This window comes from Rhizobium sp. LjRoot258, assembly GCF_964254185.1.
Taxonomy (GTDB): Bacteria; Pseudomonadota; Alphaproteobacteria; order Rhizobiales; family Rhizobiaceae; genus Rhizobium.
This window is the reverse complement of record NZ_CAXUST020000003.1, coordinates 149,127-163,710: the sequence shown is the minus strand read 5'-3', so window position 1 is coordinate 163,710 and position 14,584 is coordinate 149,127. Positions and strand designations below refer to the sequence as shown.

At 61.1% G+C, this 14,584-nt stretch carries 12 protein-coding genes; 7 read left to right on the top strand and 5 right to left on the bottom strand.

The window, feature by feature from the left end:
* Positions 1-7: 7 nt before the first annotated feature.
* Positions 8-1,363, bottom strand: a complete 1,356-nt coding sequence (locus ACSQ9D_RS29200) for an LLM class flavin-dependent oxidoreductase (protein WP_436285333.1) — start codon at positions 1,361-1,363, stop codon at positions 8-10.
* A 306-nt stretch (positions 1,364-1,669) separates the two neighbouring features.
* Between ACSQ9D_RS29200 and ACSQ9D_RS29195 the strand changes: the two genes are divergently transcribed.
* The 6 genes from ACSQ9D_RS29195 to ACSQ9D_RS29170 are packed head-to-tail and all read left to right on the top strand — an operon-like array spanning position 1,670 to position 7,993.
* Positions 1,670-2,848: an acyl-CoA dehydrogenase family protein gene (locus tag ACSQ9D_RS29195; RefSeq protein ID WP_436285332.1), complete on the top strand. Its 1,179-nt coding sequence runs from the start codon at positions 1,670-1,672 to the stop codon at positions 2,846-2,848.
* Between the two features lie 11 nt (positions 2,849-2,859).
* On the top strand, positions 2,860-4,218 hold the full coding sequence (locus ACSQ9D_RS29190; RefSeq protein WP_436285331.1) for an LLM class flavin-dependent oxidoreductase: 1,359 nt from the start codon (positions 2,860-2,862) through the stop codon (positions 4,216-4,218).
* A 9-nt stretch (positions 4,219-4,227) separates the two neighbouring features.
* Positions 4,228-4,569, top strand: a complete 342-nt coding sequence (locus ACSQ9D_RS29185) for a DUF3088 domain-containing protein (RefSeq protein ID WP_436285330.1) — start codon at positions 4,228-4,230, stop codon at positions 4,567-4,569.
* 13 nt (positions 4,570-4,582) lie between these two features.
* Entirely contained in the window at positions 4,583-5,800 is a 1,218-nt protein-coding gene (locus tag ACSQ9D_RS29180) for an acyl-CoA dehydrogenase family protein (RefSeq protein WP_436285329.1), read from the top strand.
* Positions 5,797-7,122 carry an LLM class flavin-dependent oxidoreductase gene (locus tag ACSQ9D_RS29175; protein WP_436285328.1) on the top strand — a complete coding sequence of 442 codons (1,326 nt, stop codon included), beginning with the start codon at positions 5,797-5,799 and terminating at the stop codon, positions 7,120-7,122. Before ACSQ9D_RS29180 ends, ACSQ9D_RS29175 begins: the two co-directional genes overlap by 4 nt.
* 22 nt (positions 7,123-7,144) lie before the next feature.
* On the top strand, positions 7,145-7,993 hold the full coding sequence (locus ACSQ9D_RS29170) for an NADPH-dependent oxidoreductase (protein WP_436285327.1): 849 nt from the start codon (positions 7,145-7,147) through the stop codon (positions 7,991-7,993).
* 25 nt (positions 7,994-8,018) lie between these two features.
* On the opposite strand, the gene ACSQ9D_RS29165 is transcribed toward ACSQ9D_RS29170, so the two are convergent.
* Entirely contained in the window at positions 8,019-9,029 is a 1,011-nt protein-coding gene (locus ACSQ9D_RS29165) for a LysR substrate-binding domain-containing protein (RefSeq protein WP_436285326.1), read from the bottom strand.
* A 295-nt stretch (positions 9,030-9,324) separates the two neighbouring features.
* Here ACSQ9D_RS29165 and ACSQ9D_RS29160 point away from each other — a divergent pair, with 295 nt between their 5' ends.
* Positions 9,325-10,941 (top strand): ABC transporter substrate-binding protein, encoded by a 1,617-nt coding sequence (locus ACSQ9D_RS29160; protein ID WP_436285325.1) that lies wholly within the window; start codon positions 9,325-9,327, stop codon positions 10,939-10,941.
* A gap of 65 nt (positions 10,942-11,006) precedes the next feature.
* Here ACSQ9D_RS29160 and ACSQ9D_RS29155 read toward each other — a convergent pair whose 3' ends face one another.
* The 3 genes from ACSQ9D_RS29155 to ACSQ9D_RS29145 form a co-directional block, all read right to left on the bottom strand.
* On the bottom strand, positions 11,007-12,422 hold the full coding sequence (locus tag ACSQ9D_RS29155) for an FAD/NAD(P)-binding protein (protein WP_436285324.1): 1,416 nt from the start codon (positions 12,420-12,422) through the stop codon (positions 11,007-11,009).
* A gap of 86 nt (positions 12,423-12,508) precedes the next feature.
* Positions 12,509-13,471, bottom strand: coding sequence for an amidohydrolase family protein (locus ACSQ9D_RS29150; RefSeq protein WP_436285323.1), 963 nt, complete (start codon positions 13,469-13,471; stop codon positions 12,509-12,511).
* A 2-nt stretch (positions 13,472-13,473) separates the two neighbouring features.
* Positions 13,474-14,565: an LLM class flavin-dependent oxidoreductase gene (locus tag ACSQ9D_RS29145; RefSeq protein WP_436285322.1), complete on the bottom strand. Its 1,092-nt coding sequence runs from the start codon at positions 14,563-14,565 to the stop codon at positions 13,474-13,476.
* Between the last annotated feature and the right edge of the window lie 19 nt (positions 14,566-14,584).

The following is a 14,584-nucleotide window of genomic DNA, read 5'->3' as shown; positions in this document are numbered from 1 at the left end:
TGTGCCCCTACTCTGCCGCGGCCTGAAGGCGCGCCGGATGTCGAGGTGCGATGAGCCCGAGATTCTCGCGCAGCGTCCTGCCCTGGTATTCCGTGCGAACCAGACCACGCCGCCGCAGTTCGGGCAGCACCAGCTCAACAAAGTCTCGCAATCCGACCGGAAGATGTGGCGGCATCACATTGAAGCCATCGGCGGCACCGGTCGTGAACCAGTGCTCCATCTCGTCCGCAATCCGGCTCGCCGTACCGACAATCTGCCAATGCCCTCGCGCGCCGGCGACCCTCAGATAGAGCTGGCGGATCGTCAGGTTTTCGCGTCGGGCAAGGTCGCGAAGCAGCTGTTGGCGGCTCTTGCTCGCGTTCGTCTCAGGCACGTCGGGAATGGGACCATCCAGAGGATATTTCGAAAGATCGACGCCGCCAGCCATGCCATTCAACATCGAGAGGCCGACGACCGGGTGAATGAGATCCTGGATCTCCTGGAATTTCCCTTCGGCTTCCGCCTGTGTTCGGCCGACGACCGGGAAGATCCCCGGCATGATCTTCAGCTCGTCGGGCCGGCGCCCGTATTTGGCCAGGCGGCCCTTGAGGTCCCCATAGAAGCCCCGCGCATCCTCGATCGTCTGATGTGCTGTGAAGACGACTTCAGCGGTGCGCGCGGCAAGCTCCTTGCCCGGTTCCGACGATCCTGCCTGTACGAGCACGGGATGGCCCTGGGGCGCTCGGGCAACGTTCAGGGGTCCCCTGACCTTGAAGAACTTGCCCTTGTGATTGAGAATATGCTGCTTGTCGGGATCGAAGTAGATGCCGCTTTCCTTGTCGCGCAAGAATGCATCTTCTTCCCAGGTGTCCCAAAGACCGCGTACGACATCGGCAAACTCTTCGGCGCGCTCGTATCTCTCCGCATGCGCATAGTGTTCGTCACGGCCGAAGTTATGCGCCTCGTGCTCGCTGGAGGAGGTAACGAGATTCCAGCCCGCGCGTCCGCCGCTGATGTGGTCGAGCGAGGCGAATTTCCGGGCAATATGGTAGGGCTCGTTGAAGGACGTGGACGCTGTGGCGACGAAGCCTATGTTTTTGGTCACCGCGGCGAGTGCCGAGAGTAGCGTAATCGGCTCGAATTGCGCCACGTAGCGCACCGCGGTCCTGCTCAAAGCGTCGATGTCGGTACCGCGAGTGCCGACGCCATCCGCCATGAAGATGAGATCGAATTTTGCCGCCTCGGCGAGTTTCGCAAGCTCGATATAGTGAGCGATGTTGGAACCGGCATCCGCTTGTGCCTCCGGGTGCCGCCAGGCAGCCACATGATGGCCTGTCGGATACAGGAAGGCGCCAAGTTTCAGCTGTCGTTGCGCGGTACTCATATCGGCCTCCGTCGTCAGGAAGACGATAGGCTAACAGCACAATGTATTATCTATAGAAACAGTATTCTATTTAGCTCGACGAAGCAGGATTTTTGCAACCGGCAACGCCGCGTTTCGAATGACGACGTTCTGCTGTCGCGCAAACCACGGCGATCTGGTCCACGGCGAGAATGGCGTTCTGAACCTTCAGAAAAGAATTTCTTTCCGTAAAATCAATCAGATATTTCTGGACTTGAGCAGTCAGCCGGCCAACCGTTGATGCCGAATGCAAGGGCACATCCCCTGCACCGACATCCGGGAGGCAATATGCCGTTCGAAACAGACGTTGATGACCCGCTCTTGGCGAAGGCTGCCGCGCTACGCAAAACGTTTCATCTCGATGCCGTCGAGAGAGATAAGCTGGGCGGTAGGCCTGTCGAGCAGATCAGGCTCGTGAAGGAAAGCTCTCTTCCCTCCGCGCAGATCGCCAGGGAATATGGCGGCCAGGGTGCATCGTGGTTGACGATCTTGCGGATCGTCAGGGAGTTCGCCAAGACGGACGGCTCGCTCGCCCATCTTTTCGGCTATCACCATCTGCCGCTCAACCTCATCCTGTTTCGCGGTTCGGCCGCCCAGAAGGAAAAATGGCTGGCGGGTTCAGCGGCGGGCAATTGGATCTGGAGTAATTCCGGAAACGCCATGTCGAGGACATCATCGGGTGAAAAGACGGCAGCGGGCTGGATCATCAACGGCAGCCGGCCATTCTCCTCGGGCTCGCATATCGCCGACTACATTCAGATCTCCTGGGAGAATGCCGAGGGCGCGCGGCTGACCGCTGCCGTGCCCGCCGACCGGCAAGGCATTGTCATCGAAAACGACTGGGACGGCATCGGCCAGAGGCAGACCGGCAGCGGTACGGTGCGTTTCGTCAATCTTCAGGTTCATGACGACGAGCTGATCAGCTCGCCTGATGTGCCGCTGACGCCCTATTCCTCGCTCACGTCACTCCTCCAGCAGAGCGTCCTGCTCAATGTCTTCATCGGCAGCGCCCAGGGCATATTGGAAGAGGGTCGCGCCTACACGACGACGCGTTCGCGGCCGTGGATCCATTCAGGCGTCGAACGCCATGTCGACGATCCATGGATCAAGCGCCAATATGGCGATCTCTATATTCGCACCTTGGCGGCAACGGAACTTGCGGACAAGGCGGCTCGCAGCCTTGACGTGGCTTACGCCCAGGGTCCCTCGCTGAGCCTCGCCGACCGTGGCGCAGCCGCAATCGATATTGCAACCGCCAACGTCTATGCCGGCGAAGTCGGCCTTACCGTATCGAGCGAGGTTTTCGAGCTGATGGGCGCGCGCTCGGCCACCAATGCCAACGGCTTCGATCGGTTTTGGCGCAATGTCAGGACCCATACGCTCCACAATCCCGCCGAGTACAAGAAACGCACCGTCGGCACCTGGCTGCTGACAGGCGAATTTCCCGTGCCGGCGATCTATCGCTGAAAGGAACAGCAATGGCGAGACGCAAGGATAAGATCAAGCTCGGCGCTTTCCTGCTCTTCACCGGCCACCATGTCGCCGCATGGCGCCACCCGAAGGCATCCGTCGGCACAGAATTTGAACACTATCTGGAACTGGCAAGGCTTGCCGAGGCTGCGAAGTTCGACACGATCTTCTTCGCAGATGGTGTTGCCGCACGCATCAAGGACGTCGAAGCGGCAAGCCGCAAGGCCCATAGCGGTGTCTATCCCTTCGAGCCGGTCACTCTGCTCTCGGCGCTGTCGTCGGTTACCCGCAACATCGGCCTGATCGCCACCGCCTCCACCAGCTACTCCGACCCCTATAATCTTGCTCGGCAATTTGCCTCACTTGACCGGCTAAGCGGCGGCCGGGCCGGCTGGAACCTGGTGACATCCTCGGATCCGGATGCGGCCTACAATTTCGGCCACGAGACGCAAATCCTTCACGCCGATCGCTATGAGCGGGCCGAGGAATTTGCCAATGTCGTGCTCGGCCTCTGGGACAGCTGGGAAGACGACGCCTTCCTGCGCGATCGCCAAAGCGGTCGCTATTTCGATCCAGCCAAGCTGCATCGCCTCAATCACAGCGGCCGGCACTTCAAGGTCCGTGGCCCGCTCAACATTCCCCGCTCGCCGCAGGGACGACCTGTCGTCGTCCAGGCGGGTGCCTCCGAACCCGGCAAGGAGCTTGCAGCCAGAACGGCAGAAGCCATCTTTGCTGCCCAGATCACCTTGGAGGAAGCCACCGGCTTTTACGCCGACGTGAAGGCAAGGCTCGCGAAATACGGTCGATCGCACGAGGATCTAAAAATCCTGCCTGGCATTTTCCCGGTCGTTGGCCGCACGCAATCGGAAGCGCAGGAAAAGTTCGAATCCCTTCAGGAGCTCATCCAGCCCGAGGTTGGGCTCAACCTGATTTCCCAGCTTTCCGGCGTCGATCTTCGCGACTATCCCGTGGACGGGCCGGTGCCGGAAAACCCACCTTCGACAAATGCCGGCAAGAGCCGGCAGGCGCTCGTTCTGGACCTCGCCCGCCGCGAGAACCTTTCGATCCGTCAGCTCTATCTGCGCATCGCCGGCGCGCGTGGTCACTGGCAGGTCGTCGGCACGCCGAACGAGATCGCCGATGCCTTGGAAGAGCGCTTCGAGAACTACGGCGCCGACGGGTTCAACATCATGGCGCCGATCATGCCGGGGGGACTTGCCGATTTCATCGAGCTTGTCGTGCCGGAGCTACGGCGTCGCGGTCTCTTCCGCCACGAATACGAGGGGGCCACACTGCGGGAAAACCTGGGCCTCAATCGGCCCGAGAACCGACTTGTTGCCAACGGCGGCGCAGTCGCCGCCGAATAGGAGAGCAAAATGAGCCGCGACAAACTCTTTCTCATCGCCCCGGGCTTCTCGGACCCGAAGCGACCTGGCCAGACGTTCGTCTGCCCTTACTGCAATGCGATCGAGGGGTTGCTTGCAAGCTTCCCTGAGCTTGCAAGCAGGATCGACGTGGAGAGGGTTCCCTTTCCTCGTCCGCGAACGCGCGTGATCGAGGCTCTGGGCGAGGAGAACCAGTCTTTGCCGGTGCTGGTTCTCTCCGCCAACGCGCCGCCCGATGCTGCCGATTGGAAAGGCAAGCGTTTCGTCACCAAGACCGGTCGCATTCTCGAGCTGCTTGCCGAGCGGCACGGTTTTCCACGACTTCACGACTGACGAAGGAAAGACGATGACCGTAAAGCCCACGAGCTTCGAACCCGCTCTACCACCCGTCCTTTTCGAACAGGACCAGACCAATCCCTACCTCGCCAAGGCAATCGAACTGAGAGAGATCTTTGCTGTCGATGCCGTCGAGCGGGATCAACAGGGCGGGCGCCCGAGCGATGAGATCCGGCGTCTCAAGGAAAGCGGTCTCGTCAATCTGCTTATTCCCAGAGAGTTTGGCGGCGAGGGACAGCCCTATTCGACGGCGCTGCGCATCGTGCGCGAATTCGCCAAGGTCGACGGTTCGCTCGCTCATCTGTTCGGATATCATTTCAGTCCGATCCAGAATGCCGTGACGAGCGGAAGCGATGAACGATCCGCCGCGATCCTGCGACGGTCGGCTGAGGGTCGCTGGTTCTGGGGCAACACCACGAACAGCTTTTCCAAAAGCCTCTTTGGCAGGAAGGTCGAAGGTGGCGTCCTGCTCAATGGCGATCGGCCATTCGCCTCCGGCTCCCATGTCGCCGACTATCTGATGGTCGCCTGGGAAGACGAGAAGACGAACGCGCGAAGCTTCGCCTATATTCCCGCCAACCGGCCCGGCATTACCATTGGCGACGACTGGGACGGTATCGGCCAGCGTCAGACGGGCAGCGGCCGCGTCTTCTACAAAGACGTGACGGTCAGGGACGACGAGATCCTCTCAGAACGCCCGAAGGATCCGAGCGCGCTTCTCATACCCCAGCAACAGCAGAGCGTTCTTCTCAACGTCTTCGTCGGCAGCGCGCAGGGTGCCCTCGTCGCAGCGCGCGACTACACCGTCACGAAGTCGCGCCCATGGATCTATTCCGGTGTCGAACGCCATTCGGACGATCCCTGGATCAAGCGGCAATACGGCGAACTATGGACAAAGGTGCAGGCTGCCACCGCATTGGCGGATAGGGCGGCAGCGGCTATGGATTCCGCCTACGCCAAGGGTGGCGCATTGACAGCGCAAGAGCGCGGCGCAACGGCGATTGCGGTTGCTTCGGCCAACGTGTTGGCGGGCAAGGTGGCGCTCGAAGTCACCAGCGAGATCTTCGAGGTGATGGGTGCCCGGTCGGCTGTACGACCCCTTGGGTTCGACCGTTTCTGGCGCAACGTCCGTATCCACACTCTCCACAATCCTGCTGAATACAAGACCCGCAATGTCGGCGCCTGGTTTTTGACCGGCGACCATCCAGAGCCCGGTATCTTCCAATGAGCGGACGACAGCTTCATCTCAATGTCAATATCCTCCATGCCGGCTTCTCGCCGGCGGCGTGGCGAATGGAAGGTAGCGATCCCCGAGCATCCTTCGACGTCAACCACTACGTCAGGGTCGCCCAGATTGCGGAACGCGGTACCTTCGACGCAGTTTTCCTTGCCGACCAGGCGGCGATCTCCGACCGGGTTGATTTCAGACCGTTGACGTCACTTGAACCGACCATCGTTCTGGCCATGGTCGCGGCCAATACGGAACGGATAGGTCTGATCGCCACCGCCTCGACGACCTATAACGAGCCGTACAACATCGCCCGGCGCTTCGCGACGCTCGACCACGCCAGCAACGGACGGGCGGGCTGGAACATCGTCACCAGTGCGGACGTGGCGCAAAGCCGAAACTTCGGCCTTGAAAAGCCTGTGGCCCACGCAAGCCGTTATGAGCGCGCCAGTGAATTCGCAGCCGTCGTCAAGGCGCTTTGGGACAGTTGGGAAGAAGAGGCCTTCATCGGCGACCCCACGACAGGCCGCTTCGTCGATGCCGGTCGGGTCCATCCGATCGCCCACAGCGGAAAGCACTTCTCGGTTCATGGACCGCACAACATTCCCCGCCCGCCCCAGGGTCACCCGGTTATCGTCCAGGCAGGCGGCTCAGATGATGGGCGGGAGCTTGCCGCCGAGCATGCCGAAGCCGTCTTCTCCGCTTCGCAATCCTTCGAGGAGTCGTTGGATTACACGAAAGATCTTCGCCGGCGCGCTACCCGCTATGGCCGTCCAGACAACAGTATCCTGGTGCTGGCGGGCCTGGCCACGATCATCGGCAGCACCGAGGCAGAGGCCAAACGACGCCAGGACGAGTTACGCGACCTGATCCCTCTTGAATACAGTCTTGCGCGGCTGGCAGGTGTGCTGCAGGTCGATCGCAGCAGGCTCGAACTCGACGCTCCGTTGCCAGGTGACATACCGCTGCCGGCCGACGGCGGTCACACATTTTTCCGCGCAACCGTGGCACTCGCACGGCGAGAGGGATTGACGGTTCGGGGTTTGATCCGTGCGCTCAACGGTGGCACCGGGCACCGCACGATTGTCGGCACGCCGAAGGACATCGCCGACGACATCGAAACCTGGTTTACCGCCGGTGCGGCCGACGGCTTCAATCTGATGCCGGACGTGTTGCCCCATGGTCTTGATGTCTTTGTCGACGAGGTGGTTCCGATCCTGCGTCGACGCGGGCTCTTCAGGCACCAATATAGCGGTCGGACACTGCGCGATCATCTCGGTCTTGCCCGTCCGGACAATCCCTATGCTGCGGCAGCAGAATGACAGACGACAAAAGGACATTGCCATGACGCCAACCCTTGCGACAAAGGCAGACGACGCTGATCGGCTGGCGGCACTTGCCGCCGAGCGCTACCGAAACGCGCAGCAGCTTGGGGGCGACTGGAACGAGACCCTGGAAACCATTCTCTCCCATCGCAGCGTACGCAGCTATCTGCCAAAACCGGTTCCGCACATGGCAGTCGAGCTTGCCGTTGCCGCGGCTCAGTCGGCGCCGAGTTCGTCCAATCTGCAGGCGTGGAGCGTGGTGGCCGTTGAAGATACCGAACGCCGAAGCCGGCTCAACGCTATTGCCGGAAATCAGCGCCAGATTGCGCAGGCACCGCTCCTCCTCGTCTGGCTGGCCGACCTTGCCCGGCCTCGTGAGATCGCCGAAGATGGCGGATCGACCGCCGACGGGCTCGACTATATCGAGAGCTTTCTGCTTGGCGTGATCGATGCCGCACTTGCCGCCCAGAACGCCGTCGTTGCGCTTGAATCGTTGGGCCTTGGAACCTGCTACATCGGTGCCATCCGCAACGATCCGGATGCAGTCGCGCGCGAGCTTGCATTGCCCGAGGGGATCTTCCCGGTCTTCGGCCTGACGGTAGGCTTTCCCGATCCGACGCAGCCCGCCGCAGTGAAGCCACGGCTGCCGCAATCGACCGTCCTGCACCGCGAGCAATACACCAAGGAAAAACGCAGCCAGGATCTTGCCGCCTATAACAAGGTGCTCAGAGGCTTCCAGACCGAACAGGCCATGCCATCAGTCGACTGGACAGATCAGGTCAGCCACCGCATCGGTACGGTCGAAGCGTTGAAGGGCCGGCACGTACTTACCGCGGCAGCGCGCAGACTCGGTTTCCAGCTGAAATAGAACGATGAAGACACCACACCCCGGCTTACTCGGCGGCAATCATGTCCGTTGCCGGGCGAATACGGCGTGCGACGATCTCGTCCATTGTCTGCAAGGCGCGCGCCTCGGCCAGCAGCCACTCGCGAAACAGATCGACGCGCATCAGCCGCGCCGTATGCGCAGTGGTCGCAAAGAAGTAGGACGAACTGACAGGCTGGGGCACGCCGAAGGGGCTGACCAGCCGTCCGGACCGGATCTCGGCTTCCGCAAGCCTGATCTTCCCGAGCCCCAAACCCTGCCCGGCCAGCGCTGCATCGAGTACGAGAGAGGATTGGCTCAGCCGGAAACCGCCTTGCGACGGATGGTAGGAGAGCCCGGCTGCACGCAGCCATCCGCTCCAGTCCGGGCAGGATTGATCATGCTCAGCCCCCTCCTCGTGCAACAGCGGCACACCTTCAATTGCATACGGCCCGTCCCATAGCGAATGGGCATCGGCAAATTCCGGGCTGCAGACTGGCAGGACGGCCTCGGAAAAGAGATGGTCGACGACGAGTCCAGGATAGGGACCGCTTCCGTAGCGAATAACACAATCAGCATCGCCCGCATCGAGATTTGTCAGCTGAGTCGACGCATCGACGAGGACCTGCAGTCCGGGAGCGGCTCGCCGCAGCGCATCGAGGCGCGGGATGAGCCATTTGCTGGCAAAGGACGGTGCCACTGAGACGCGGATCGGCTGTTCGTGATCGCTCGCAGCGAACTGGGCCATCGCGGCGAGCACCGCATCAAAGGCATCCGTCAATCCTGGCATTAATGCCAGCCCGGCCGGCGTCAGTTGCAGCTGACCGCGGACACGGTTGAACAGGGGTTGTCCGAGATAGTCCTCCAACAGGCGAATCTGCTGCCCGACGGCTGCGGACGTGACATGCAGTTCTTCGGCAGCGCGAACGAAATTCAAGTGCCGCGCCGTTGCCACGAAGGTGCGTAGCGACGTCAACGGCGGAAGCCGTGCAAGCGTGGGCTGGATTGCTTTGCGGCGGGAGTTGGCAAGCGTGCTCATGACACCGATTGCACCACAATCGGGCCGCTCGAGGCGAGCACCGGCATTTCCTCCAGCTCTGCCGGCAGAACATTTTCTTGCGTCGTGGACATCAATTGGAGATGCAAAAACTCATTTTCGCAAATTGTCTATCTTTTTAGTAGATTACGGCAACTGCTATCCGCCAATTAAGTCATGCGCGAAGTTTTCCTTTTCCAATCACGGAGAAAAACATTCTTCCGGTTTTCCTTAAGCCGGCCCGATGATGCCTGTGACGGACGTTTCGACCGAGGCGTCACACACTCAGGGGGTATTGATGGACATTCGCAGACGCCAACTCAACAAGCTTCTTGCCTTGACGGGCCTGACCGCGCTCGTGCCGCTCAGGGGTTTCGCAGAGACGTCAGGGGCAACAAAGGGCGGCACGTTGAATTTCATTGTCGAGCCGGAGCCCCCCACGATCCTGGCGCTCGCTCATACTGCTGGCGGCACACAGAAGGTCAGTCCGAAGATCACCGAGGGATTGCTGACCTATGATTTCGGTCTCGCGCCGAGGCCGCAGCTTGCAACCGAGTGGTCCATCAGCGAAGACGGATTGAGCTACACATTCAAGCTGCGCGAAAACGTGAAATGGCACGATGGCAAGCCGTTCACATCCGAGGATGTCGCCTATTCGATCGAGCTCCTGAAACAAGTACATCCACGCGGTCGTGGCACCTTCGCCAACGTAACAAAGGTTGACACGCCCGATCCGCTGACCGCTGTAATCCGGCTTTCCAAACCCGCGCCGTACCTTTTGAGCGCTCTCTATGGCGCGGAGTCGCCGATCGTACCGAAGCACGTCTATGACGGCGTCAAGATTGCCGACGTACCAACCAACCCGAACGGCGGCGCGCCGATCGGCACCGGACCCTTCATCTTCAAGGAATGGGTGCGTGGCTCCCACATTATCCTGGAGCGCAATCCGGACTATTGGGATGCCGGAAAGCCCTATCTCGACAGGATTGTCGTGCGCTTCGTCCCGGACGGCGCGGCACGTGCAGCGGGCTTCGAGACCGGTGAATTCGATATCGGTGGTGACAATCCGATCCCGCTGAGCGATCTCGAGCGCGTCAAGGCGTTGCCGAATATCGGCGTCGATTCGCGCGGCTATGAGACCAAGGGTGATCAGACACAGCTGATCTTCAATCTCGACAACGAATACCTCAAAAATGTCCAGGTCCGCCGAGCGATTGCCCATGCGGTCGACCTCAATGTCGTCCTCAACACCGTGTGGTACGGCTACGGTCACGTCTCGCCGAGCCCGATCAGCACCTTCCTGCCGCGCTACCTCGACGCCTCGATCAAGCCTTACGCCTATGATCTGAAGGCGGCCGAACAGCTGCTTGATGAAGCAGGCTACAAGCGCGGCGCCGATGGTGTCCGCTTCAACCTTCGGCTCACGCACAATTCCTACAATGAGGGCTTCAAGCGGGTCGCCGAGTATCTGAAGCAGAACCTGACCCGCATCGGCATTGCGGCGACGATCGAGTCCTACGATTTTTCGACTTATATCAAGAAGGTCTATACCGACCGCGCTTTCGACGTGACGGCCGAATATCTCGGCAACCAGTTCGATCCGACACTCGGCGTGCAGCGCATCTACTGGTCGAAGAACTTCAAGATCGGCCTGCCATTTTCGAACGCCAGCCACTACGCGAACCCGGAAGTGGACAGGCTGCTCGAAGCGGCCTCCGTCGAGACCAACGACGAGACGCGCAAGCAGCAGTTCTATGCCTTCCAGAAAATCATTGCCGACGAGGTGCCGGTGGTAAACCTGATCGCGCTTGAGAATGTCACCGTTTTCAACAAACGCGTGAAAAATCACACGATCGGGGCCGAGGGCGTGCAGTCCAATTTCGCGGAGGTCTATATCAAGGACGGCGAAGGCTGATCGGGGGCGACGGCGGGCCGGCACGAGGGGCGCATCGGCGATGCGCCCCTTTTTTCAACCGCATTTCAGGCGACGCGCACCGGCGTCAGTTTCGCAAGGATGCGATCGGCGAGCGCGATCGCCTGTGTACGCTGCTCGGTAATCGAACTCGACTCCCATGCGACGCCGCGCAGCGGATGCCCTATGGCGCTGAGGTTGCGATGAACGCGACCCTCCTCATTGATGAGATCCCCCTCAGGCGTCGCATCGATGCCGTAGCCGGTGCTATGCGGCCGGACTTCGCCACTTGCAAGCAGGCTCTTGACGAAAGGATCGGCAATCTGTCGCCAGTCGTGCAACTGATGACCGCGGCAGTCGATGACACCGTCGAAGCGTGCGGTCTCGATACCCGTTCCGGTCCCTAGTCTGGCGACGATCTGGTCTCCCTCCAGGGCAAAGCCGAGCACACGCGCGCGACGGTGGGCCAGCCGGCCTTCGGAGATCACGGTCTCGATGGTCTTGTGGCTCTCCGGCGCCGACCGGTGTGCTGTAACATCCCAATAGGCTCGCAGATGCCTGATGAAACGCAACCGCTCGCGATCACTCGCGCCCTGCCACAACGACAGGATATGGGGCCGGATCGCAAGAGGCAGGCCCTGCCAGTCCGTACCGGCTGCTAAGATCGCACGCCGTTCCGCCTTCACGCGCGATAGCAGATCGCGCGCCGTCACCGGCAACGGCCCATCAGAGAGAAAATCGCGGGCGGCGGCGACGGTTCTGCGACCTTCCACGAATTGACCACGGCGCGATATCACCCGGTAGCGGCCGCGATTGCCTCTTGCTTCCATGCTGGCAACCGCATCGACCATCGACAGGCTGGAACCGATCAGGAGAATCTCCTCGCAGCCGGTCAGGCGGTCAAGCGCATCCGCGTCCCAGGGATTGGCTGCAAAGCGCGCGTGGCTTGCAAGAGCGACCTCAGCTTCGGACAGTCGCGGCTGGAACACGCCAAGCGCCAACACGGCCTCGTCGGCCTCCACGACCGAATCGTCAGCTGTCGTGATGCGGATCCGGTGCGGTGTGGAAATCAGAGCGGATGCCGATGACCTGACATGCCGCAGCGTCGACCCGAACCGCGCAGTTGCAACGACACGGGCAAGCTCGTCGCGAACATAGGTTCCGTAAAGATAGCGCGGCGGGCTACTTGAGCCCACATCGACGGGCGGCACCCAGCCGTTGCCGGCGCCGTTGTCGACAAGCCAACGTGACAGATGGCCGGGGTCCTCGGGGTAGAGCGAAAAGATTTCAGCCGGTCCATTCACGAGGTGGACGGGGTCGGGCGTGCTGTAGGCGACCCCTCGGCCAAGATCGGCACGCTGCTCGATCACAGTGATTGCAAGCGGCACATCAGTCCGCTCCAGAAGCTTCAACGCCGTCACCGCCCCGGCAAAGCCGCCGCCAACAATGGTCACCGAATGATGCGGAATACGATCGATACGCAATGAACCTCCTTTCCCGTCGGCAATGACAGGGCCCGGTAGATCGTGGTGTAAAATCGGCTTGCGAACGCAAGCCGCGCGAAACGTTGCTACGCGATCAAGCGGCTACGACTGCGGCGTTGGCCTTCCAGCAGATCAAGGGCATTTCGGCCGGCAACCAAGTCCGCTTCATGGTCGCTCAGCCCGGCCGTCGCAAATGCCCTTGCAAGCTCTTCCTGCGTCGGACCGTGTCCAAGGATCGGCCAGTCGCTCCCGACCAGAACATGATCGGCACCGACGAGACTGGAGACGAAGCGGATGAAACGCGCTTCCGACGGCATGATGTCGATGTAGAGATGACGCCGCTTTCCGGCAGATGCACCGGCGAAAATCGACGGCAGTTCGCCGAACGGACCAGTCAGCGCCAATGCCGCGACGCCAAGCGCTGTGATGACGACCCGAAGCTCGGGCAACTCCTCGAAAACGCCCGATGTCACAAGCGATATCGCGGCGGCCGCGTTGATGGTGCCACGGCTGAGGCGGGTACCAAGCCGGCCAAGACCGGCCAACTGGCTCGAAAGTGGCTCGGGGTTGATTGGATGCAGGAAGACGGGGACGCCGAGTTCGGCAGCAACCCTCAGGACAGGCCTGGCCTCCGGCGCGTCAATCAGCTTGGTCCCCTTTGCGCTGTCGAGAAACAAACCGGACAGATTAAGATCAAGTATGGCGCGTCGCGCTTCGACAGCGGCCGCCTCCCCACCGAATGCGTCCACCGTCGCCAATGCGAACAGACGGTCGGGATGGCGCAAAACCGTGGCTGCGAGATCGTCGTTCAGCCTGCAGCTGACGTCCCCGAGATCGGCATCGGGTGCGGCGACCATGGACAGCGCCACACCAATCACGCGCCGCGCGATCCCGGCTGCGTCGCTGTCGGCAATCAGTGCATCGATATCTGAGATTTTCGTTCCGATGCGAGCCCACAGGGGATCGAGCGGACGGTCGGGCGCGCGGTAGATCTCCCAGCCCTGCGGCAGCAAATGCGCATGAAAATCGATGATGTTGAGCTTGCCCATGGTTACTCCGCAGCGATGGAGCGTGACTTGCGTGCGGCAATGCCGGCCTTGACGAGCGGTGCGACATCGCGCCCGTAGGTCACCGTGTCTTCGGTCGGATAGAAGCCTCGCATCAGGAAGTTGGAGACGCCGGCGTCATAGTAATCGAGGATCGCTTCGGCGACCTGGTCCGGCGTACCGACGAGTGCCGTCGAGTTGCCGCCCGCACCGCTCACCGCTGCGACCTCAGTCCACAGGCGCTTGTCAAGGACCTTGCCGCGGGCGGCTGCTTCCCGCAGACGCACCGAGCCGATGTTTGATGGCAATTTTTCGCCATTACCGCCGGGCCGGGCGATCGCCTTGACCTTCTGCAGGATGGAACTGGCCTTTTCCCATGCCTTGTCTTCGGTCTCCGCAACAACGATCCGGAAGGCGATGGTGAAGCGGATGTCATCGGCGCGCCCGAAAGGTTCACCGGCCGTGCGCACCTTGCCGATCGTTTCGCGCACGCCATCGAGCGGTTCGCCCCACAGCGCATATATGTCCGCGTGCTTGCCGGCAACCTTGAAGGCAGCCTCAGACGAACCGCCGAAAGAGATCGGAATCCGTGATGGCCGGAACGGCCGGACCTGCGAAACCGCACCCTTGACCCTGTAGAATTCGCCTTCGTGATCGAAAGGCTCTTCACTTTCCCAGACCTTCTTGAGAACTGTCAGATATTCGTCGGTGCGGTCGTAGCGTCTGTCGTGATCAAGGAAATCGCCGTCGCGCTGCTGGTCGGCGTCAGAGCCGCCGGTGATGATGTGGACCCACAGTCGCCCGTCTGAAAACTGATCGAGTGTCGCGAGCTGGCGTGCCGCAAGCGAAGGCGACATGAAACCGGTACGGTGTGCAAGCAATGCGCCGATCCGGTTCGTCTTGGCAAAGAGGTAGGCGGCGATCTGGTTGTTGTCCGGCCAGGTCGAAAAAGCACCGATCAGCAGCCGATCGATACCCGCCTCTTCAGCGGCCGTTGCATGGTTGAGGATATAGTCCTTATCCACGACCGGCCCCTTGGGTGGCACGATATCCGACCCCTCGCGGTTCGATACGTGACCGATGAATTCCGAGCTCATGAGACACTCTTTCTTTAAG